General features: G+C 64.6%; 22 protein-coding genes. 12 read left to right on the top strand and 10 right to left on the bottom strand.

Translation table 11 applies throughout. The features are described 5' to 3' along the window. The first annotated feature begins 54 nt into the window (after positions 1–54). The 3 genes from QM615_RS04570 (at position 55) to yhjD (ending at position 3017) form a co-directional block, all read left to right on the top strand. A complete protein-coding gene (locus QM615_RS04570; RefSeq protein WP_394855246.1) occupies positions 55–801 on the top strand; it encodes an exodeoxyribonuclease III in 747 nt (248 codons plus the stop codon). A gap of 41 nt (positions 802–842) precedes the next feature. Next, the gene (gene trpS, locus QM615_RS04565; protein WP_283347100.1) at positions 843–1883 is read left to right on the top strand and encodes a tryptophan--tRNA ligase; all 1041 of its coding nucleotides are present in this window, start codon (positions 843–845) and stop codon (positions 1881–1883) included. Between the two features lie 114 nt (positions 1884–1997). After that, entirely contained in the window at positions 1998–3017 is a 1020-nt protein-coding gene (gene yhjD, locus QM615_RS04560; protein ID WP_283347099.1) for an inner membrane protein YhjD, read from the top strand. Here the strand turns inward: yhjD and QM615_RS04555 are convergent, their stop codons facing one another. Further along, on the bottom strand, positions 3018–4328 hold the full coding sequence (locus tag QM615_RS04555; protein WP_502941861.1) for a D-alanyl-D-alanine carboxypeptidase family protein: 1311 nt from the start codon (positions 4326–4328) through the stop codon (positions 3018–3020). Positions 4329–4583: 255 nt separating this feature from the next. Between QM615_RS04555 and QM615_RS04550 the strand changes: the two genes are divergently transcribed. Further along, on the top strand, positions 4584–4973 hold the full coding sequence (locus tag QM615_RS04550; protein WP_283347098.1) for a hypothetical protein: 390 nt from the start codon (positions 4584–4586) through the stop codon (positions 4971–4973). A 36-nt stretch (positions 4974–5009) separates the two neighbouring features. Here the strand turns inward: QM615_RS04550 and QM615_RS04545 are convergent, their stop codons facing one another. From QM615_RS04545 to QM615_RS04535, 3 genes are read right to left on the bottom strand one after another with little or no spacing between them, the layout of a single operon-like run. Further along, complete coding sequence (locus tag QM615_RS04545) at positions 5010–5672, bottom strand: response regulator transcription factor (protein WP_068051697.1); 663 nt, start codon at positions 5670–5672, stop codon at positions 5010–5012. Further along, positions 5657–7126, bottom strand: a complete 1470-nt coding sequence (locus tag QM615_RS04540; RefSeq protein WP_283347097.1) for a sensor histidine kinase — start codon at positions 7124–7126, stop codon at positions 5657–5659. Before QM615_RS04540 ends, QM615_RS04545 begins: the two co-directional genes overlap by 16 nt. A gap of 24 nt (positions 7127–7150) precedes the next feature. Beyond that, entirely contained in the window at positions 7151–7471 is a 321-nt protein-coding gene (locus tag QM615_RS04535; RefSeq protein WP_068051693.1) for a hypothetical protein, read from the bottom strand. A 118-nt stretch (positions 7472–7589) separates the two neighbouring features. Between QM615_RS04535 and QM615_RS04530 the strand changes: the two genes are divergently transcribed. From QM615_RS04530 to QM615_RS04515, 4 genes are all read left to right on the top strand, one after another. Beyond that, positions 7590–8591: a substrate-binding domain-containing protein gene (locus QM615_RS04530; protein WP_283347096.1), complete on the top strand. Its 1002-nt coding sequence runs from the start codon at positions 7590–7592 to the stop codon at positions 8589–8591. A gap of 29 nt (positions 8592–8620) precedes the next feature. Further along, positions 8621–9679: an ABC transporter permease gene (locus QM615_RS04525; RefSeq protein WP_283347095.1), complete on the top strand. Its 1059-nt coding sequence runs from the start codon at positions 8621–8623 to the stop codon at positions 9677–9679. A gap of 2 nt (positions 9680–9681) precedes the next feature. After that, positions 9682–10464 carry an ATP-binding cassette domain-containing protein gene (locus QM615_RS04520; RefSeq protein WP_269593450.1) on the top strand — a complete coding sequence of 261 codons (783 nt, stop codon included), beginning with the start codon at positions 9682–9684 and terminating at the stop codon, positions 10462–10464. Between the two features lie 97 nt (positions 10465–10561). Beyond that, positions 10562–11767, top strand: a complete 1206-nt coding sequence (locus QM615_RS04515) for an acyl-CoA dehydrogenase family protein (RefSeq protein ID WP_269593451.1) — start codon at positions 10562–10564, stop codon at positions 11765–11767. Between the two features lie 61 nt (positions 11768–11828). Here QM615_RS04515 and QM615_RS04510 read toward each other — a convergent pair whose 3' ends face one another. Genes QM615_RS04510 through sdhC form a run of 4 tightly spaced genes read right to left on the bottom strand, consistent with a single transcriptional unit; the run spans position 11829 to position 15243 of the window. Continuing rightward, a complete protein-coding gene (locus QM615_RS04510) occupies positions 11829–12611 on the bottom strand; it encodes a succinate dehydrogenase iron-sulfur subunit (protein ID WP_008718029.1) in 783 nt (260 codons plus the stop codon). 1 nt (position 12612) lies between these two features. Further along, a complete protein-coding gene (gene sdhA / locus QM615_RS04505; RefSeq protein ID WP_032397463.1) occupies positions 12613–14364 on the bottom strand; it encodes a succinate dehydrogenase flavoprotein subunit in 1752 nt (583 codons plus the stop codon). A 16-nt stretch (positions 14365–14380) separates the two neighbouring features. Then, positions 14381–14833, bottom strand: coding sequence for a succinate dehydrogenase hydrophobic membrane anchor subunit (locus QM615_RS04500; RefSeq protein ID WP_032397462.1), 453 nt, complete (start codon positions 14831–14833; stop codon positions 14381–14383). After that, positions 14833–15243 carry a succinate dehydrogenase, cytochrome b556 subunit gene (gene sdhC, locus QM615_RS04495; protein WP_082898767.1) on the bottom strand — a complete coding sequence of 137 codons (411 nt, stop codon included), beginning with the start codon at positions 15241–15243 and terminating at the stop codon, positions 14833–14835. Before sdhC ends, QM615_RS04500 begins: the two co-directional genes overlap by 1 nt. 265 nt (positions 15244–15508) lie before the next feature. Between sdhC and QM615_RS04490 the strand changes: the two genes are divergently transcribed. Both QM615_RS04490 and QM615_RS04485 read left to right on the top strand, forming a co-directional pair. Continuing rightward, entirely contained in the window at positions 15509–15922 is a 414-nt protein-coding gene (locus tag QM615_RS04490; RefSeq protein WP_283347094.1) for a cytidine deaminase, read from the top strand. Further along, the gene (locus QM615_RS04485; RefSeq protein WP_283347093.1) at positions 15915–17198 is read left to right on the top strand and encodes a thymidine phosphorylase; all 1284 of its coding nucleotides are present in this window, start codon (positions 15915–15917) and stop codon (positions 17196–17198) included. Before QM615_RS04490 ends, QM615_RS04485 begins: the two co-directional genes overlap by 8 nt. A 25-nt stretch (positions 17199–17223) precedes the next feature. Here the strand turns inward: QM615_RS04485 and QM615_RS04480 are convergent, their stop codons facing one another. Both QM615_RS04480 and QM615_RS04475 read right to left on the bottom strand, forming a co-directional pair. After that, positions 17224–18591: an aspartate aminotransferase family protein gene (locus QM615_RS04480; RefSeq protein WP_068051664.1), complete on the bottom strand. Its 1368-nt coding sequence runs from the start codon at positions 18589–18591 to the stop codon at positions 17224–17226. Further along, positions 18588–19052: an Lrp/AsnC family transcriptional regulator gene (locus QM615_RS04475; protein ID WP_032376836.1), complete on the bottom strand. Its 465-nt coding sequence runs from the start codon at positions 19050–19052 to the stop codon at positions 18588–18590. Before QM615_RS04475 ends, QM615_RS04480 begins: the two co-directional genes overlap by 4 nt. A 142-nt stretch (positions 19053–19194) precedes the next feature. Here QM615_RS04475 and QM615_RS04470 point away from each other — a divergent pair, with 142 nt between their 5' ends. Both QM615_RS04470 and QM615_RS04465 read left to right on the top strand, forming a co-directional pair. Then, positions 19195–20700: a gamma-aminobutyraldehyde dehydrogenase gene (locus QM615_RS04470; RefSeq protein ID WP_283347092.1), complete on the top strand. Its 1506-nt coding sequence runs from the start codon at positions 19195–19197 to the stop codon at positions 20698–20700. Next, a complete protein-coding gene (locus QM615_RS04465) occupies positions 20697–22118 on the top strand; it encodes an NAD(P)/FAD-dependent oxidoreductase (RefSeq protein ID WP_283347091.1) in 1422 nt (473 codons plus the stop codon). The genes QM615_RS04470 and QM615_RS04465 overlap by 4 nt, the downstream gene beginning before the upstream one ends. Positions 22119–22138: the final 20 nt, after the last annotated feature.

Below are 22138 nucleotides of genomic sequence, written 5' to 3'. Positions count from 1 at the left end.
ATCACTGTTTCCACTGTCAACGTCAACGGAATTCGCGCAGCTGTTCGCAAGGGCATGCTGCCATGGCTCGAGACCACCGATGCCGACGTCATCTGCCTGCAGGAAACCCGCGCCAACGACGGGGAACTGACCAAGGCGTTGGCCCCGGCCCTCGATGCGGGCTGGCACCTGGCCTCGGCCGAGCCGTCCGCGAAGGGCCGCAACGGGGTGGCTTTGCTGTCGAAGGCGGCTCCCGATGCGATTCGCACCGGCATCGGTGCCGCCGAATTCGCCGATGTGGGTCGCTACATCGAAGGCGACTTCGGCGATGTCACCGTGGCGAGCCTGTATCTGCCGTCGGGCGAGGTGGGTACCGAACGTCAGGACGAGAAGGAACGCTTCATGGCGGCGTTCGCTAAGTATCTGGCCAAGACGGCCAAGGCCGCGAAGTCCGACGATCGGGACGTGGTGGTGTGCGGCGATTGGAACATCGCCCACACCGAGGCCGATCTCAAGGCATGGAAGACCAACCGCAAGAACTCCGGCTTCCTGCCCGAGGAACGCGAGTGGGTGGCGCGGTTGCTCGCCGAGAAGGCACCGTGGACCGACGTCGTACGTGCGCTGCACCCGGGCGTCGAAGGTCCGTACAGCTGGTGGTCCTACCGCGGCAAGGCCTTCGACAACGACGCCGGGTGGCGGATCGACTATCAGTTGGCCACGAGCGATCTGGCCGAGCGCGCCAAGGAAGCGATCACCGAGCGGGCCGAGGCGTACGACCAGCGATGGTCCGATCATGCTCCCGTGACAGTGCGCTACCGCTAGGCAGGGAGTTGGCGTCGATGGGGTCGTGAAAAGATTGCGGTATGTCTTCTTCCGACTCCATCGACACTCCGCAAGGTCCGCGTAGGCGGGTGCTCTCCGGCATCCAACCGACTGCGGATTCGTTCCATCTCGGTAACTACCTGGGCGCGGTGCGGAACTGGGTGGAGTTGCAGGACGAGTTCGACGCGTTCTATTTCATTCCGGACCTGCATGCGATCACCGTTCCGCAGGATCCCAAGGAGCTTCGCCGCCGCACCCGGGTGGCCGCGGCGCAGTTGCTCGCGGTAGGGATCGATCCGGAGAAGTCGACGCTGTTCGTGCAGAGTCAGGTGCCCGAGCATGCGCAGCTGGCGTGGGTTCTGAACTGCATCACCGGATTCGGCGAAGCAGCGAGGATGACGCAGTTCAAGGACAAGTCTGCCAAGCAGGGTCGCGATCACACCAGCGTCGGGCTGTTCACCTACCCGATTCTGCAGGCCGCGGACATTCTTCTCTATCGGCCGAATCTGGTGCCCGTGGGCGAGGATCAGCGGCAACACCTGGAGCTGACTCGCGATCTGGCGCAGCGTTTCAACACGCGGTTCAAGAAGACGTTCGTCGTGCCCGATGCGCACATCATCAAGGGCACCGCGAAGATCTTCGACCTACAGGATCCCACCGCGAAAATGAGCAAGTCCTCGTCGAATCCGGCGGGCATCGTCAACATTCTCGACGATCCGAAGGTGTCGGCCAAGAAGATTCGATCGGCAGTGACGGACAACGAACGCGACATCGTGTTCGATCCGGAGAACAAAGCGGGCGTCAGCAACCTACTGGTGATTCAGTCCGCGCTGTCGGGCGTGAGTATCGACGATCTCGTTGCCGGGTACGCGGGCAAGGGCTACGGCGACCTCAAATCCGACACCGCCGACGTTCTGACCGAGTTCGTCGTTCCGCTGCGGGAGCGGATGGACGGGTTCATGGCGGATGTGGCCGAACTCGACCGCATCCTCGCGTCCGGTGCGGATCGAGCCAGGGAAGTGGCGAGTCGAACGCTCGCTCAGGTCTACGACAGGGTGGGTTTCCTGCCTCCGGGTGCATAGCATCTACGGCACACCGAGTTTCGTCGTGCTGAATTCCGGCAAACAGTACTTCGAGACGCAGCACCGCGGCGACACGATCCGACAGCAGCCGACAACAGCGAGAAGGCGAGTGCCATGCCAGATTTCAAGGCGATCCTCGACGACCGGCGCAACCGGTGGCCGTGGCTCGATCACACTGTTGTTGCTGCGCAGCGGTATCAGGGCCAGAAGGGCGATTACTACGCGGCCGGGATGACGTATTTCAGCGTGCTGGCCTTGTTCCCCTTGCTGATGGTCGCCTTCGCGATCGCTGGGTTCGTGCTGGTGAATCAGCCCGAGTGGCTTGCCGAGATCCAGTCGCAGATTGCCGAGAACGTGCCGGGCAGCTTCGGCGAGACGATCAATTCGCTGATCCAGACTGCCATCGAGTCTCGGACGAGCGTCGGCATCATCGGTCTGCTCGGTGCGTTGTATGCGGGTCTCGGTTGGATCGCCAACTTGCGCGAGGCGCTGACCGCGATGTGGGAGAGCCAGCACGAGCAGGGCGGATTTCTGGCCACCAAGGCCAAGGACTTCGCCGCGCTGCTCGGGCTGGGAACCGCGCTCGTGCTGTCGCTGGCGTTGTCGGCACTGGCCGGTGGTGACCTGATGCGCAGCATTCTCGAGTGGGCCAATCTCGATTCCGTTCCAGGAGTGGGCGTCGCACTGCGCGTGTTCTCCGTTCTACTTGCGCTGGCGGGTACCTGGGCGTTGTTCACCTGGGTGATCTCGAGGCTTCCGCGCGAGCCGGTGTCGTGGCGCAGCGCAGCCAAAGGTGCGCTGCTCGCTGCCGTCGGATTCGAGATCTTCAAGCAGCTCGGTGCCCTCTACCTGGCTTCGGTGACGAGCGGTCCTGCGGGCGTGGTCTTCGGACCGATCATCGGTCTGCTGGTGTTCGTGTTCACGACGTCGCGTCTCGTGTTGTTCTCCACGTCGTTCGCCGCGACGACTCGAGAAAGCTTGGCCGAAGCCCACGTTCCGGCCCCGGAGCCGGCGGTGATCAACACGAGGGTCGAGGTCAGTGATGGGCCGGGCGTCACGGGCGGTCTGGCTCTGGTGGGTGCCGGTGCCCTCGCAGCTCTCGGTTTCGCAGGACTGCGCAACCGGCGTCGCTGATCAGCGGTTGCGCGAAAGACGCCGAGCGCCCCACAACAGCCCGATCACCACGATCGACCCGAGGACACCGATCGCGATGCGAACGACGGTGTCGCCTTGGGCCTGCATCTCGGACTGGCGGGAGCTCGAGCCCGACGCCGATGCGGGTGGCTGGGCAAGAGTCGGCGTGGCCTCGGGCGCGCGGGTGCTCGTCACCGCGGACGTCGATTGCGGCTCCACGAGCTCGCCGACGCCGCGGCTCGAATCGAGAGCGAACCCGTAGTCCAACAGGCGGGCCGCTTGCTCCCACGGCCGGATCGGCAGCACGTCTCCCTTCATGATCGTCACGACGAGGCGTCGACCGCCCCGCTCTGCTCCTGCGACGAACGTCTGGCGCGCATCGTCGGTGTACCCGGTCTTGCCGCCGAGTGCGCCCTCGTAGTTGTAGAGCAACTGATTGTCGTTGGAGAGGGTGAACCCGGGCCGGTCCTGGTCGTCCGGGATCGTGGGATCCTTCGGGTAGCCGGGAAACTGAACCGTCTCGGTCGAAATCAGTTGCGCGAAAGTCGGATTACGCATGGCCGCGCGGTAGATCAACGCCAGATCGTAGGCCGAGCTCGCCATGCCGGGACCGTCGAGACCCGACGGCGTGGCGGTGCGCGTATCGAGCGCCCCCAGTTCCGCGGCCTTGGCATTCATCTTGTCCACGGTGGCGGAGTCACCGCCCAGCTGCCTGGACAACGCATGCGCTGCATCGTTTCCCGATGCCATCACCAGTCCCTGCATCAATTGGAGATTGGTGTACACACCGTTCTCGCCGATGCCGACGGCACTGCCCTCTGCATCGGCGTCCTCCGCGGTCGCGGTGATCTGGGTATTCAGGTTCAGCTCGTCGAGCGCAACGAGTGCGAGCAGCACCTTGATCGTGCTCGCCGGCCGATGCCGCCCGTGCGGATCCTTGGCGACCAGAACGGAGCCCGAGTCCATGTCGGCCACCACGAACCCGGTGGCCGAGATGTCCGCAGGCAACGGGGGAGCCCCGTCCGGCAGTACCGCTCCACACTCGGCGAGCCGATCCCCGCCGACAGCCTCGGCGGGAATCGGGAGTGGTTGCGGGGCAGTGCTTCCAGGGGCCGGTACCTCGGACAGGTCGATCGCCGGGGGCGGTGACGCGGCGAAGGGGCAGCTGTCGGTGTCGGGCGTCGTGAACGGCGGTGTCGTCGTCACCACCGGTGGCTCGGCGGCAGGTTGTGCCAGAGCCGGTCCACAGCCGAAGCCGACGAGAATCATCGACACCGCCGACGCGGCCACGCACACTCGAATCCTTTTCATCGCGAATCACCATAGGCGCTCGGGGGTCGGTCGACGTGGCGACCCACCGGCGCGCGTCGCTCGAACGACCGCTCCGATCCTTGTCTCGACATCGTCAGCGGCGACGGCCGAATGCAGCCCCTCGCGCAGCGGCACGCGCCCGCCACCAGAATGAGAACTCGCTCATGTTGTCTTCCTTCGGTTCTCACGTTCGACGGCGATCGTTGAGTCATCACCGAAACGGTGGCCCACAGAACTCGAATCGAAGGAGCAGTCATGAGAATGCCGGCAAAATTCATGATCGTCGGTGCAGCAGCCGTTGTCGTCACCCTCGGAAGCGTCGGCGCACTCGCGATCGCCGACGACGGCCCCACCCAGCAGCGGCCGTCGTCGATCTCGGTGGAACAGCCTCTGTCGGACGCAGATTCGGCCTCGAACCCGCCGGCAGCGCCCCAGCAGCCCGCACCGACCCGGATCTCGGACGACCGTTACGACGACGACTGGGACGATCGCAACGACGACCGTTACGACGACTGGGACGATCGCAACGACGACTGGGACGATCGCAACGACGACTGGGACGATCGCGACGATGACCGGGACGATCTGGACGATCGCAGCGACGACGACGATCGGGACGACGACAACGACGATCGGGACGACTGAGACTCGAGCAGTGGCGTCGGCACCGGCCGACGCCATTCATGTCTCGGACAGTCGGTACCCCATTCCGCGGACGGTCTCGATTCGTGTGGCACCGAATTTCGCCCGGAGGTAGCGGACGTAGACATCGACGACGTTGGAGCCCGGGTCGAAGTCGTAGCCCCACACCTGCGACAGGAGTTGCTCTCGCGAGAGGACCTGGCCCGGGTGGCGCATGAAGGTCTCGGCGAGGGCGAACTCACGGGCCGACAGGTCGACAGTGCGGTCTCCCGCCACAGCTCGTCGAGTACGCAGGTCCAGGGTGAGGTCCGCGACGGTGAGCTGGGTGGTGTCGACGGTTCTCTTGGTGCCCAGGCGAACTCGGATGCGCGCCAGCAGTTCCTCGAACCGGAACGGTTTGGCCATGTAGTCGTCGGCACCGGTCTCGAGACCGGACACCACGTCGTGGACGCTGTCGCGGGCAGTCAACACGATCACCGGTATCTCGCATTGCTCTCCGCGCAGTCGCTGCAGTACCTCGAAGCCGTCCATGTTCGGCAGACCGATGTCGAGTACCACCAGATCGAAGTCACCGCTGCGGGCGTGTTCGTAAGCGGATCTACCGTCGGAGACGGTGGTCGTGCTGAAGCCGCTCGCTCGCAGCCCCTTCTGGACGAACGAGGCGATGCGGGGTTCGTCTTCGGCGATCAGGATGCGGGCCATGGTCGATCTTTCTGCGAGGGAACGGAATCGGTCAGTGGGATCGTGATGGTGAACGTGGCACCGTGCCCCGGTGCGCTGCCGACACTCACCCGTCCGCGGTGGGCCTGTGCGATGGCGGTGACGATGGACAACCCGAGCCCCGCGCCCTCGGTGCGTCTGGTTCCGTTGCGACCGCGGGCGAAGCGCTCGAAGATTCGTTCCTGCTCGTCGCGCGCGATTCCAGGGCCCGAGTCGGTGACCCAGAACCGGATGTCACCGTCGGACAGTTGGGATCCGATGCCGACACGACTGCCGGGCATCGTGTGGTGGGTTGCGTTGTCCGCCAACGCCAGCAGCGCCTGGGTCAGCCGTTGAGCGTCGAGCGGCGCGTGGACGGTCGCGCTGGCCTCGAGCACCCATTCCCGGTCGGCGAGGGTGGTCACCTTGTCGAACACGCTTCGGGTGAGCGCGTCGACATCGGTGACGACGGGGTTGACGAAGCTCGTCTGATCGGCTCGGGTGAGCAGCAACAGGTCCGCGACGAGCCGGTTCATCCGATCGAGTTCGTCGTCGACGAGCGCGACGGTATCGCGCACGTCGACGGGGTCGTCGTGGTCGAGCACGTCGAGATGGCCGCGGACGATGGTGATGGGAGTGCGGAGTTCGTGGCCTGCGTCGTCGAGAAATCGGCGTTGACTGGCCGCGCCGGACTCGATCCGATCGAGCATCGAGTTCAGTGTGTCGATCAGGGCTCCGATGTCGTCGCCTCGACCCGTTGTTCTGGCGTCGGTGATTCGGCCGGAAAGGTCGGTCTCGGTGATCGTTCTGGCGGTTGCGGTGATGTGTCTGATCGGCGACATGATGCGGCCCGCGACCAACCACGCCCCTACTGCCGCCAGCACCGAGGTGACGCCGCCGACGACGAGCATCAAGGTCGCGGTCTCGTCGGCGGAGGCGCGTTCCTGGTCGGCGAAGTACGCGGCGACCACGACCCCGGTCACCGGGTCGCCCGCCAGCGAGACCGGCACGGCGAGGTACACCACTTCACCTGCGGCGCTCGAATACGAACCCTCGACGGGCGCGGTGACGGTCCCGACTTCGGCGGTGAAGCCGGTGTCGTCGGACAGTCGCACCGGTGCCTGCTGCCTGCTCTGCACGGCGAAAGCGCCGTCCACGTAGCCCAGGAACTTCTCGTTGGGGCGGGCGAGGTTGTAGGTGATCACCACGCGGAGCACGTCGTTGATGTCGTCGAACGGTGCGCCGGTGCCGGGATCGACGCCTGCGTCGGTGAGGGTGGTGAACTCGGCGATCTCGGTGCGCAGCGATTCACGCATGCGATTGTCGGTGGCGCGGATCATGAGCAGCCAGGTGGTGACGGTGACGGCCGCCAGCGACGCCAACACCAGCAACAGGACCCACGAGAAGATGCGGCTCCTGGCGCTGGTCGGGCGTAGGGCAAGCAGTCGCGTCCGCATCACGTGGTCGGTCTTGCAGCAGGATCAGTCGTCGTCATCGTCATCCCAGTCGTCGTCGAAGTCATCGTCCCAGTCGGCAGGCGGCAGCGGCGGCGGGGGCACGAATCCGTCCGGTGCCACCGGCTGTGGCGCGGCGGTCGGCGCGGTGCTGGGCGCGGGCTCGCCCGGCTGTGGTGCACCGGGAACGGGTTGCGGAGTACCCGGGGCGGATTGCACGGGTGCGGCGGGTGCGACTATGGGTGCGGGCAACGGGGTCTGCTCGCCCGTCGATCGAGTCGTCAGCAATGCCACGACGAGCACGCCGAGCGTGAGCAGACCCAGGGCCGAGACGATGATGGTTCGCACACAGTCGAGTCTTACGACGGCGGATTGTGGCTACGTGAATCGGAGATGAGAGTTCTCTCATGTCGTCCGAGGTCCCGTGCTGCTCCGAATACTTGTCGGTTGTTCGAGAGGAAATGCAATGAGGGTTCGGCAAAGGCGCGGACCGATCGCGGTCGGCGCGATCTGTGCGGTCGCGGCACTGACGGTCGCTGCCTGTTCGAGCACCGGTGGTGCTCCTCGATCGTCCGACGACGGAAGCAACGCGGGAGTTGCCGACACTCCGTCGGCGACGATCGCGATGATCACGCACGAGGTTCCCGGCGACACCTTCTGGGATCTGGTTCGAAAGGGTGCCGAGGCCGCCGCGGCCAAGGACAACATCGAACTGCGCTACTCCGCAGATCCCGAAGCGCCCAACCAGGCCAACCTCGTCCAGAGTGCGATCGACTCGAAGGTCGACGGTATCGCGGTCACGTTGGCCAAACCCGACGCGATGGCCCCCGCCGTCGAGGTAGCGACCGCCGCGGGGATACCGGTCGTCGCGTTCAATTCCGGTTACGAGTCCTGGAAGGACATGGGAGTCCAGCAGTACTTCGGCCAGGACGAGACCATCGCCGGCGAGGCCGCGGGTGCGCGGCTCACCGATGACGGTGCCCTCAAGACTCTGTGCATCATCCAGGAGCAGGGGGCGGTGGCCCTCGAGGCTCGCTGTGCCGGCGTGACGCAGGGCTTCGGAGGCACCACCGAGATCCTGAACGTCAACAGCAAGGACATGCCGTCCGTCGAGTCGACCATCACCGCCAAGCTGCAGCAGGATCCGACCATCGACCACGTCATTGCCCTCGCCGCTCCGATCGCGCTGACTGCGGTTCAGTCGAAGAACAACGCGGGCAGCGACGCCACGATCGTCACGTTCGACACCAACGCCGCACTCGTCGACGCGATCGAGTCGGGCGACGTGGCGTGGGCCATCGATCAGCAGCCCTACCTGCAGGGTTACCTGGCCGTCGACTCGCTGTGGCTCTACCTCAACAACGGCAACACGATCGGCGGCGGAACCCCGGTGCTGACCGGGCCCGCGTTCATCGACTCGACCAACATCGACGCGGTCGCCGAGTACGCCCGCAACGGCACACGCTGAGTGCGTCGCTTCGGCGCGGAAGGAAGAGCATGTCCACTCAGGCCGATCCGGCTCTGTCCGAACACACCGTGATCACCGATGAGCGGATCAAGAATCAGAAACCGTTGCAGCGGTTGCTGATTCGCCCGGAGATCGGTGCCCTGTTCGGTGCGGTCGCCATCTTCGTCTTCTTCTGCATCGTGGCACCACCGTTTCGATCACCCGAGGCTCTCGCGACCGTGCTGTACGCATCCTCGACCATCGGCATCATGGCGATCGGGGTCTCGCTGTTGATGATCGGCGGAGAATTCGACCTCTCCACCGGAGTCGCGGTGACGTTCTCGTCGATCATGGCCTCCATGCTGGCCTACAACCTGCACCTGAACGTGTGGGCGGGCTCTGCATTGGCGCTGGTGCTGGCACTGGCGGTCGGTTTCCTCAACGGATACCTCGTGATGACGACCAAGATTCCGTCGTTCCTGATCACGTTGGCGTCGTTTCTGATGCTCACCGGCATCAATCTCGCCGTCACCAAACTCGTCACCGGCCAGGTCGCCACCCCATCCATCTCGGACATGGAGGGATTCGACTCGGCCAAGGCCTTCTTCTCGTCCTCGTTCTCGCTGCTGGGGGTCTCGGTCCGCATCACCGTCGTGTGGTGGATCGTGTTCACGCTCGCCGCTACCTGGGTGCTGATGAAGACCCGGGTCGGCAACTGGATCTTCGCCGTCGGCGGCAACCAGGAATCGGCGCGTGCCGTCGGCGTCCCGGTCACGAGGGTCAAGATCGGCCTGTTCATGTTCGTCGGCTTCTGCGCCTGGTTCGTCGGCATGCACCTGCTGTTCGCCTTCGACACCGTGCAGTCCGGCCAAGGCGTGGGCAACGAATTCCTCTACATCATCGCCGCCGTCATCGGCGGCTGCCTGCTCACCGGTGGATACGGTACGGCGGTCGGTGCGTTCATCGGAGCGTTCATCTTCGGCATGACCAATCAGGGCATCGTCTACGCAGGCTGGAACCCGGACTGGTTCAAGTTCTTCCTCGGCGCGATGCTGCTGTTCGCAGTAGTCGCGAACAGCTCCTTCCGCAACTACGCGGCGAAAAGGTGACCATGACGTCTTCCGCGAACACGCCCCTGATCGAGCTGAAAGGCGTCGGTAAGAGCTACGGCAACATCATCGCGCTGCACGGGATAGACCTGCGTGTCGGTGCCGGTGAGGTCACCTGCGTCCTCGGTGACAACGGCGCAGGCAAGTCGACTCTGATCAAGATCATGTCCGGTCTGCATCGCCAGTCGGAGGGGGAACTGCTCGTCGACGGCAAGGCGACAACGTTCGGCTCGCCGAAACAGGCCGTGGAACAGGGCATATCGACGGTCTATCAGGACCTCGCGGTCGTTTCCCTGATGCCGGTGTGGCGCAACTTCTTTCTCGGCCAGGAGCTGCGCAGGGGCAAGATCTTCAAGACCCTGGACACCCATGCCATGCGCGCGAGAACCATCGACGAACTGCGCAAGATGGGTATCGATCTGCCCGACGTCGACGCCCCCATCGGCTCCCTGTCCGGCGGTCAACGTCAGTGCGTGGCGATCGCTCGCGCCATCTTCTTCGGTGCGCGAGTGCTCATTCTCGACGAGCCGACCGCCGCTCTCGGCGTCAAACAGTCCGGCATGGTTCTCCGATACATCTCCGCGGCCAGGGAGAAAGGCTTCGGCGTCGTGTTCATTACCCACAATCCTCACCACGCGTACATGGTCGGAGACCACTTCGTCCTCCTCGATCGCGGACGTCAGACGTTGGACTGCGCGCACGACGACATCTCACTCGACGATCTCACCAAGGAAATGGCGGGCGGGGACGAACTGGAGACCCTCTCCGACGAACTGCGCCGCTGACCGGTCGGCGGTCGCGGGCCCATGCGTGAGAATCGCGCGTGACGGGTAGAAGACCGATAGCGGTGCCCGATGGAGGTGCCAGACGAAGGAGCCGAACATGAGCGAGCACGAGCCCCTCGGACCACTGTCGCCGGACTTTCTCGAATCCGATTTCTACGGGTATCAGAGCATGCTCGACGACTCCGAGATCGAGGTGGTCCTGCGTACCCGTCGGTTCCTGCAGGACGAGGTCGCGCCGAGGGCGAACGAGTTCTGGGAGAAGGCCACCTCTCCGGTGCACCTGATGCCGAAGATCGCCGAACTCGAAATCGCCGGTCTCGGTTACGGATTCGGTGATCGAAAGGCCTCGCGCAAGCTGCTCACCGGCTGGCTCGAAATGGAGTTCGCGCGGGTCGATCCGTCGACGGGAACGATGTTCAGCGTGCACAGTTCGCTGGCGATGAGCAGCATCTCGATTCTCGGCTCCGAGGAGCAGCGCGAACGGTGGTTGCCTGCCATGCGTCGAATGGAGAAGATCGGCGCGTTCGGCCTGTCCGAACCGCACGGTGGCTCCGATGTCGCGGGCGGGCTGGAGACCACCGCCCGCCTCGACGGTGATCACTGGATCCTCAACGGCAGCAAGCGGTGGATCGGCAATGCCACCTTCGCCGATCTGACCATCGTTTTCGCCAAGGACGAGGCCGACGGCGAGGTCAAGGGCTTCGTCGTGGAGCAAGGATTCGAAGGCTTCCGGGCCGAGAAGATCGAGGGCAAGTACTCGCTCCGCGCAGTGGAGAACGCCGACATCCATCTGGAGAACTGCCGGGTCCCGGTCGGCAACAAGCTTGCCGAGGCCAACTCGTTCGCCGACACCGCGAAGGTGCTTCGGCTGACGCGCGGGGGAGTGGCCTTTCAAGCCGTGGGCGTGATGATGGGCGCGTACGAGCGGGCCGTGGCGTATGCGCGCGAACGCGAACAGTTCGGATCTCCGATCGCCTCGTTCCAGCTGATCTCCGACCTGATCGCCCGCATGACGGCGAACATCACCGCCGCGCTCGGGATGGCGATTCGTGTCGCTCAGTTGCAGGACAACGGCGTCCACCACGACGAGCATGCGGCGCTCGCGAAGACGTTCTGTACGACGCGGCTGCGCGAGACGGTGGGTTGGGCCCGAGAGATCCTGGGCGGCAACGGAATTCTGATCGAGCACGACGTCATCAGATTCTTCGCCGACGCCGAGGCCCTGTACTCCTACGAGGGAACCGCGCAGATCAACAATCTGATCGTCGGACGCGGAGTGACCGGATTCGGCGCGTTCGTCTGACGTAGAACGTCGAAAGGCCCCTCCGCGTGTGCGAAGGGGCCTTTCGATTGCGGGGGAGTTGTCAGCGTGCGAAGAGCAACGCTCGCTTGACTTCCTGGATCGCCTTGGTCACCTGGATGCCGCGAGGGCATGCGTCGGTGCAGTTGAAGGTGGTGCGGCAACGCCACACACCCTCGACGTCGTTGAGGATGTCCAGACGCTCGGTTGCGCCCTCGTCACGGCTGTCGAAGATGAACCGGTGTGCGTTGACGATGGCGGCCGGACCGAAGTAGCTGCCGTCGCTCCAGAACACGGGGCACGAGGTGGTGCAGCACGCGCACAGGATGCACTTGGTGGTGTCGTCGAAGCGGGCACGGTCCGCAGCGGACTGGATCCGCTCGCGGGTCGGCTCGTTGCCGGTCGTCATCAGGAACGGCTTCACGGCGCGGAACGCGTCGAAGAAGGGTTCCATGTCGACGATGAGGTCCTTCTCCACCGGCAGACCCTTGATGGGCTCGATGGTGATGTTCAGCGTCTTCGACGAGTCCTTGGGGAGCATGTCGCGCATGAGCACCTTGCAGGCGAGACGGTTGACACCGTTGATCCGCATCGCATCGCTGCCACAGACACCGTGTGCGCACGAGCGACGGAACGTCAGGGTGCCGTCCAGGTAGCCCTTCACGTACAGCAGCAGGTTGAGCAGACGGTCGGTGGCCAGTGTGGGGACCTGGAAGGTGTCCCAGCGCTGACCGTCACCGCTCTCGGGGTTGAAGCGCGCGATCTTGAGGTTGACCATCACCGCGCCCTCGGGGACGGGTGGCAGATCGGACTCGTTGGACTTCTTGTCCAGGGTGGGTGCGCTCATATCAGTACTTCCGCTCCATCGGCTCGTAGCGGGTTTGGATTACCGGCTTGTAATCCAAGCGGATCTCGGTGAGCAGACCTTCGCCCTCTTTGTAGGCCATGGTGTGCTTCATGTACTCGGCGTCGTTGCGCTCGGGGTAGTCCTCGCGAGCGTGTCCGCCGCGCGATTCCTTCCGGTTGAGTGCACCGACGACCGTGACCTCCGCCATTTCGAGCAGGAAGCCGAGTTCGATGGCCTCGAGCAGGTCGCTGTTGTAGCGCTTGCCCTTGTCCTCGACGGTGATCTTGTTGTACCGCTCCTTGAGGGCGCGGACATCCTTGAGTGCCGTCTCGAGACGCTCCTCGGTACGGAACACCGAGGCGTTGTTGTCCATCGACTGCTGCATCTCGGTACGGATGTCGGCTGCGCGCTCGTGACCGTGGTCGGAGAGGATCAGCTCCAGCCAGTCCTGCACCATCTTCGCCGGCTCCTCGGGGAGCGGGGTGAAGTCGACCGAGTTCGCGTACTCGGCCGCCGCGATGCCGGCACGACGTCCGAAGACGTTGATGTCGAGCAGCGAGTTGGTGCCGAGACGGTTGGCTCCGTGCACGGAGACGCAGGCGCATTCGCCGGCCGCGTAGAGGCCGGGGACGATGTCCTCGTTGTTGCGCAGAACCTCGCCGCGGATCTTCGTGGGGATGCCGCCCATGACGTAGTGGCACGTCGGGTAGACGGGCACCGGCTCCTTGACGGGGTCGACACCGAGGTACGTGCGAGAGAACTCCATGATGTCCGGGAGCTTCTCGTCCAGAACTTCCTCGGGAATGTGCGTGACGTCGATGTAGACGTAGTCCTTGTTCGGGCCGCCACCGCGTCCTTCGAGCACCTCGAGCACCATCGAGCGCGCGACGATGTCGCGGGGCGCGAGGTCCTTGATGGTCGGTGCGTAGCGCTCCATGAAGCGTTCACCCGACTCGTTGCGCAGGATGCCGCCCTCGCCTCGCACGGCCTCGGAGATGAGGATGCCCAGGCCTGCGAGACCTGTCGGGTGGAACTGGTGGAATTCCATGTCCTCCAAGGGAAGACCCTTGCGGAAGACGATGCTCATGCCGTCACCGGTGAGGGTGTGGGCATTGGAGGTGGTCTTGTAGATCCGGCCCGAGCCTCCGGTGGCGAAGATGATCGACTTCGCATGGAAGATGTGCAGCTCACCGGTGGACAGCTCGTAGGCGATGATTCCGGTCGCGACAGGACCGTCGTCGGTCTCGGTCAGACACAGATCCAGCGCGTAGAACTCGTTGTAGAACTCGACGTCGTGCTTGACGCAGTTCTGGTAGAGCGTCTGCAGGATCATGTGGCCGGTGCGGTCGGCCGCGTAGCACGCACGACGCACGGGAGCTTTGCCGTGATCGCGGGTGTGGCCACCGAAGCGCCGCTGATCGATCTTGCCCTCGGGTGTCCGGTTGAAAGGAAGGCCCATCTTCTCGAGGTCGAGAACCGCGTCGATGGCTTCCTTGGCCATGATCTCCACCGCGTCCTGGTCGGCGAGGTAGTCGCCGCCCTTGACGGTGTCGAACGTGTGCCACTCCCAGTTGTCTTCCTCGACATTGGCCAGGGCGGCACACATGCCACCCTGAGCTGCGCCGGTGTGCGAGCGCGTGGGGTAGAGCTTGGTCAGTACGGCTGTGCGAGCACGGGGTCCGGCCTCGATCGCAGCACGCATACCGGCACCGCCTGCGCCGACGATCAGTACGTCGTAACGATGTTCCTGCATGTAAGCGTCAGTGTCCTTAGCTCGCCGTGATGTTGGGATCGAACGTGAAGATGACGTACGTGCCGACGCCCATGATGAGGATCATCGACAGCACCAGCAGCGTGGTCAGCCAGAATCGCGTCGAATCCTTGCGGGAGTAGTCCGCGATGATCGTGCGCAGGCCGTTGCCGCCGTGCAGCTGCGCCAGCCACAGCATCGTCAGGTCCCAGAACTGCCAGAACGGGCTGGCCCAACGACCGGCGACGAAAGCGAAGTTGATGCGGTGCACACCGTCGTCGAGCATCAGCATGATGAACATGTGGCCCAGGACGAGCACGACGAGTGCCAGGCCGGAGAAGCGCATGAACAGCCATGCGTAGAGCTCGAAGTTGCCCTTGCTCTGCCGCCGCGGCGAACGCGGGTTGGCCAAGCTGGCCGGACGGTCGTAGTTCGTGCCGAGGACCTTGGCCTCGGGACCCTGCGTCGACATCAGTGACCACCCGCCGTGAACATGTTGTAGAAGATTCGTCCCGCGCCGGGGATCATGACGACGAGCCAGATGACTGCGATCGCCCACAGCATCGGCTTCTGGTATTGCGGTCCCTTGGACCAGAAGTCGATCAGCATCACGCGGATGCCGTTCAACGCGTGGTACAGCACTGCCGCGACGAGGCCGATTTCCATCAGGCCGACGAGCGGGGTCTTGTAGGTCTCGATGATGGCGTCGTACGTCTCGGGGTTGACCCGAACCATCGCCGTGTCGAGGACGTGGACGAACAGAAAGAAAAAGACCAGAACGCCTGTGATGCGGTGGAGAACCCAGGACCACATGCCCGGGTCCCCGCGGTACAGAGACCGCTTGCGCTCCTTGACCGGAGCGACTTCCGTCGTGCTACTCATCGAGTGCAATGCCTCCAACGTCGTTGGTGGACGCATCGAGCCCCGGTGGCCGGTCTTGCCTGGCTCGATTTGTCGCGATTCGGCCCTAGTGCTGGTTGTACTAGCCGCTTACTGGAAACTGTAAACCCATTCGAAACACGGAACTAATTCGACTCGAGGTTCGTACGGTGGCGAAATGCGGTGTTAGGTTTGCCTTCCCAATTGATGGATGCTCTTCAGGCCGGATCTCTGCATCAATTCAGACACCGTGATTGGATGGTTCACCATGAACGAAATCGACTGGAAGACGTTGCGCGACAATGCTCATGAGGCAATGGGCCGTGCCTACGCCCCATACTCGAACTTTCCGGTCGGAGCGGCGGCTCTGGTGGACGACAATCGGATAGTCACCGGGTGCAATGTGGAAAATGTCTCATACGGTTTGGGGCTCTGTGCGGAGTGCGGGTTGGTGTCCAACCTGCACTCGACCGGCGGCGGCAGACTCTTGGCCTTTTCCTGCTGCGATTCCAGGCGTGAAATTCTGATGCCGTGCGGGCGATGCCGACAGCTGCTGTACGAGTTCGGCGGCCCGGATCTGCTCGTCGACACCGTCTCGGGACCGGCTCGACTGGCAGAGTTGCTTCCGAATGCTTTCGGCCCCGACAACCTCGACGAAGGACGCGTGAACAACCATGCCTGACGCCGTATCCATCATCAGCGCCAAGCGAGACGGGCGCGTTCTCGACGACGAACAGATCGAATGGGTGATCGCGGAGTTCACCCGCGGATCCGTCGCGCCGGAACAGATGTCGGCCCTCGCGATGGCCGTTCTGTGGCGTGGATTGTCGCGTCGCGAGCTCGGTACGTGGACGAACGCGATGATCGCGTCGGGTACCCGAATGGACTTCTCGGCGCTGCCGCTGCCCACCGTCGACAAGCACTCGACCGGTGGTGTCGGAGACAAGATCACGCTGCCGCTGGCTCCGCTCGTCGCCGCCTGCGGGGCAGCTGTGCCGCAGCTGTCGGGTCGAGGGCTCGGACATACCGGCGGAACGCTCGACAAGCTCGAGTCCATCCCCGGCTGGCGAGCGGATCTGAGCGGTGAGGAGATGCATCGCATCCTGGCCGATCCGGCGATCGGTGCTGTCGTGTGCGCTGCCGGTGCCGATCTGGCTCCGGCCGACAAGAAGCTCTACGCACTGCGCGACGTGACGGGAACGGTCGAATCGATCCCGCTGATCGCCAGCTCGATCATGAGCAAGAAGATCGCCGAGGGCACCGGTGCCCTCGTGTTGGACGTCAAGGTGGGCGGCGGCGCGTTCATGAAGAACCTCGACGACGCACGCGAGCTCGCGACCGCGATGGTCGAGCTCGGAACCGATGCGGGCGTGCGGACTCTGGCGGTTCTGACGGCGATGGACACCCCCCTCGGGCTTACCGCAGGCAACGCGCTCGAGGTGGAGGAGTCGGTCGAGGTTCTCGCCGGAGGTGGCCCGGCCGACATCGTCGAGCTGACGATCACGTTGGCGCGCACGATGCTCACCGCAGCCGGGATCGAGGGCATCGATCCGGCCGACAAGCTCGCCGACGGTTCTGCCATGGATCGCTGGCGAACGATGATCGCCGCGCAGGGCGGCGATCCCGATGCCGCACTACCCGTCGCCCGTGAGAGCCAGGACTTCACCGCCACCGCCGACGGCGTCGTCACCGGATTGGACGCAATGGGCGTCGGGCTCGCGGCCTGGCGACTGGGCGCGGGCCGCGAGCGACAGGGTGAGCCGGTTCAGAGCGCGGCCGGTGTGCGGCTGCACGCCAAACCCGGCGATCGGGTACGTGCTGGGGATCGACTGGCGACGCTGTACACCGACACCCCCGAGCGTTTCGAGTATGCGCAGCAGGCACTCGAATCCAGTTGGGAGATAGGGGCCACGGCCTCGCAGCCGAGGCCCCTGGTGATCGACCGCATCGGCCGGTGAGGAGCTCGGGTAGTAGCGGGCCCGGTCAGATCAGGTTGCCTGCCTCCGTCAGCACGCTGCGCAGGATCTGCTCCATCTCGTCGAACTCCTTCTGACCGCAGATCAGCGGTGGTGCCAGCTGTACCACCGGGTCGCCGCGGTCGTCGGCGCGGCAGTACAGCCCGGCGTCGAACAGTGCGGTGGACAGGAAGCCGCGAAGGATGCGCTCTGCTTCGGCATCGCTGAACGTTTCCTTCGTGGCCTTGTCCTTGACCAACTCGATGCCGTAGAAGAATCCCTCGCCGCGCACGTCGCCGACGATCGGTAGGTCGTGCAGTTTCTCGAGCGTGGCACGGAACGCCGGTGCATTGTCTGCGACGTGCGCGTTGATGCCCTCGCGCTCGAAGATGTCGAGATTGGCCATGGCAACGGCGGCGGAGACGGGGTGGCCGCCGAAGGTGTACCCGTGCGCGAAGCTCGACGTGCCGTCGTCGAACGGCTCGAAGAGCTTGTCGGAGGCGATCATTGCGCCGATGGGGGAGTAGCCCGAGGTCAATCCCTTGGCGCAGGTGATGATGTCCGGTACGTAGCCGAAGTCGTTGCACGCGAACATCGATCCGATCCGGCCGAACGCACAGATCACCTCGTCCGAGACCAGGAGCACGTCGTAGCGGTCGCAGATTTCACGGACGCGCTCGAAGTATCCGGGCGGGGGAGGAAAGCAGCCCCCGGCATTCTGAACCGGCTCGAGGAACACCGCGGCCACCGAATCGGGGCCCTCGAACTCGATGGCCTCGGCGATGCGGTCCGCGGCCCAGATTCCGAATGCTTTCGGATCTGTGTCCAGGGGAGCGGGGGCGCGGTAGATGTTGGTGTTCGGCACTCGGAACGCGCCCGGCGTCAGCGGCTCGAACGGTTCCTTGAGCGCGGGGATTCCGGTGATGGCCAGCGCACCCTGCGGGGTGCCGTGGTAGGCGATCGCTCGCGAGATCACCTTGTGCTTACCGGGCTTGCCGACTTTCTTGAAGTACTGCTTGGCCAACTTCCATGCGCTCTCGACGGCCTCGCCGCCACCGGTGGTGAAGAAGACCCGGTTCAGGTCGCCGGGGGCGTAACCGGCGAGACGCTCGGCAAGTTCGATGGCGGGTTCGGTGACGTACGACCACAGTGGGAAGAACGCCAGTTCTTTGGCCTGCTTGGCTGCGGCCTCGGCCAGTTCTTCACGGCCGTGTCCCACCTGGACCACGAACAGCCCCGACAGACCGTCGATGTAGCTCTTTCCGTTGGAATCCCAGATGGTCGACCCTTCCCCGCGGGTGATGATCGGGGGAGTGACCCCTGCGCCGTGGCGGGTGAAGTGGCCCCACAGGTGCTTGGCTGCGGAAGCGTCGAGCTCGGCTGTCGTTCGTGTCATCGTGTTCCCCAATTGTATTGCTGCTTGACGAGTTTGAGATAGACCAGGGTTTCGGTGCTGGTGACGCCGTCGAGACTTCTGATCTGCTTGTTCAGGATCTGCAGGAGTTGTTCGTCGTCCTCGCACACCACTTCCACGACGACGTCGAACGACCCTGCGGTGAGGACGACGTAGTCGATCGCATCGATCGCCGATAGTTCCTCGGACAGTGCGTAACTGTCGCCGGTGCACTTGATGCCGATCATGGCCTGCCGCTTGAATCCGACCTGCACCGGATCGGTCACCGCGACGATCTGCATGACGCCGGAGTCCGTCAGGCGCTGAACTCGTTGACGGACAGCCGCTTCCGAGAGTCCGACGGCTTTGCCGATGGCGGCGTACGAGCGACGCCCGTCCTCTTGAAGTTGCTCGATGATCGCCTTGGAGACGTCGTCGAGTGCGATGGGCGGTTGCTCGGGCATGGCTCGATCTTGTCACTGTCGTGGCCGTGAACACAACCCGTCCACGATGAAAAGCGTGTCAATTGTCGATCCAAACGACAGAATCAGTTGTCGAAAGGCTCGAAACAGAGAGAATCAGTGGGTTCGCCGGTACTCTGCAGGCATGGCGAACATTCCTGGTTGTTGGATCGACGGACGCGCGGTCGACGGTGGCGGTGATCGGTACGAGGTCGACGATCCCGCGACCGGAGCTGTCGTTGCCGACGTCGGTTTGGCCACCGCCGAGGACGTCGATTCGGCTCTCTCGCATGCTCGATCGGCCTTTCCGGCATGGTCCACCGCCACCCCCGCGCACCGCAGCGCCGTGTTGATGGAACTGGCGCGTCTCGTTGCGGCCGACGCGGAGAACTTCGTGTCCGAGGAAGTGGCGCAGACCGGCAAATCGACAAGGCTGGCAACCGAATTCGATGTTCCGGGCAGCATCGACAACATCGAGTTCTTCGCCGGGGCGGCGCGGCACCTGGACGGCAAGGCTGCTGCGGAGTACTCGGGTGAGCACACCTCCGCCATCCGCCGGGACGCCGTCGGAGTGGTCGGGTCGATCACTCCGTGGAACTATCCGCTGCAGATGGCGGTGTGGAAAGCGATACCGGCGTTGGCGGCCGGGTGTTCCATCGTGCTCAAGCCCAGTGAACTAACGCCGCTGACCACCCTGCGGCTGGCGCGCTTGGCCACCGAGGCAGGCGTGCCCGACGGGGTGTTCAACGTCGTCACCGGAACCGGAGTGGACGCCGGAGTCGCTCTTTCCTCCCATGCCGGACTGGACCTGATGACGTTCACCGGTTCCACTCCCGTCGGCAGGCGCGTCATGGCGCAGGCCGCCGCGCACGGCACGCGGGTGCAGCTCGAGCTCGGGGGCAAGGCGCCGCTGGTGGTGTTCGACGACGCCGACCTCGACGCAGCCATCCACGGTGCCGTCGCGGGATCGCTGATCAACGGCGGCCAGGACTGCACGGCGGCCACCCGCGCCATCGTCGCCGAATCCCTGTACGAGGACTTCGTCGCCGGAGTCGCCGAGTTGATGGGTCGCGTCGTCGTGGGAGACCCGAGGGATCCCGCAACGGACATGGGATCGTTGATCTCCGTCGCGCACCGAGATCGGGTGGCTGCGATGGTGGATCGGGCCCGCGACGCAGGTGCCAGGGTGGTGACCGGAGGCCGTGTGCCCGAGGGGCGAGGCGCTTTCTATCCGCCCACCCTGATCGCCGATGTCGGTGAGCAGGACGAGATCTATCGCGACGAGGTGTTCGGTCCGGTGCTCACGGTGTCCAAGCATCACGGGGACGACGACGCGATCCGACGCGCCAACGACACCGAATTCGGACTCGCCGCCTCGGCGTGGACCCGCGACCTGTACCGCGCGGGCCGAGCGACGCGGGAGATCGCCGCCGGCTGTGTATGGATCAACGACCACATCCCGATCATCAGCGAGATGCCACACGGCGGATTCGGGGCCTCGGGTTTCGGCAAGGACATGTCCAGCTACTCGCTCGACGAGTACCTCACCGTCAAGCACGTCATGACCGACATCACCGGTGTGGCCCGAAAGCCCTGGCACCGAACGGTCTTCGCGTCCGCCGACGCTGCAACGCAGGGAGATGCCCGATGAATGCACCGTGGGCAACCACTCCCACCGACCGCGGCGTGACCATGGTGGCCGGCGCGGCACCGGAGTCCTACTGGCTCGATCGTCCCGAACGCCCGGAGCCACGGGCCCGGCACACCGGTTCGACTGCAGCGGATCTGGTGATCGTCGGCGGCGGATTCACCGGACTGTGGGCGGCTCTGCATGCGGCAGAGGAGAACCCGAACCGATCGATCGTGCTGCTCGAAGGCGACCGCATCGCCGAGGGTGCAACCGGACGCAACGGCGGCTTCTGTGCGGCCAGTCTGACGCACGGACTGGGCAACGGACTCGATCGCTACGCCGACGAACTACCGGAACTGCTGCGGATGGGCACCGAGACGCTCGACGCGATCTGCGCGACTGCGGACAAGTACGGGATCGACGCCGACATCGAACGCACCGGCGAGCTCGACATCGCCAATTTCGACTGGCAGGTGGACGACCTGCGGGAGCTCGGCGACGAGGGGAGGCGACTGGCGCAGCCGATGGAATACCTCGACGCCGCTGCAGTGCGGTCCAGGATCACCTCGCCGATGGCGCGCGGTGCACTGTTCGACCCCGATGTCGCGATGATCGACCCCGCCAAACTCGCCTGGGGCCTGGCCGACGCGGCCGAGTCGCTCGGCGTTCGCATTCACGAGAACACTCGGGCGCTGTCGATCAGCAAGTCCGACAGGGGTATTCGAGTCAAGACGGGCTACGGCACCATCGAGGCCGCCAAGGTGCTGCTGGCCACCTCGGCATCGAAATCGTTGCGCCGCAAACTCCGTCACTGGATCGTCCCGGTGTGGGACTACGTGATCATGACCGAACCACTGACGTCGGCGCAGCTCGCCGGCATCGGCTGGTCCGGCCGCGAAGGATTGGCCGACTCCGGCAACCGATTCCACTACGTCCGGTTGACGGCGGACAACCGCATCCTGTTCGGCGGGTGGGATGCGCACTACTTCTACGGTAGCGACACCGACCCACGCCGAACCCAACATCCCGAAGAGTTCGCATTGCTCGCCGAACACCTGCTGCAGATGTTCCCGAGCCTCGAGGGGATTCGCGCCACTCATGCCTGGGGCGGATCGATCGACACGTGCTCGCGGTTCAGCGCCTTCTGGGATCTCGGTATGAACGGACGGGTGGCCTCGGTCGCCGGGTTCACCGGCCTCGGCGTCGGCGCGTCGCACTTCGGTGCCCGCACCGCCCTCGACCTTCTCGACGGCAAGGACACCGAACGAACACGCCTGAAGATGGTGCGCAGCATGCCGTTGCCGTTCCCGCCCGAGCCCCTCAAGTCGATCGGGATCAACATCACCCGCGCGGCATTCGCCCGAGCCGACCGCAACGGCGGTAAACGAGGACTGTGGCTCAAGGGCATGGACGCGCTGGGTCTGGGCTTCGACAGTTAGAGCGGCTGCGCCGCACGTGC

Source organism: Rhodococcus sp. IEGM 1341 (genome assembly GCF_030056895.1).
Taxonomy (GTDB): Bacteria; Actinomycetota; Actinomycetes; order Mycobacteriales; family Mycobacteriaceae; genus Rhodococcoides.
Note: the sequence above shows the minus strand (reverse complement) of the source record. Positions and strands in the feature narration are given on the sequence as shown.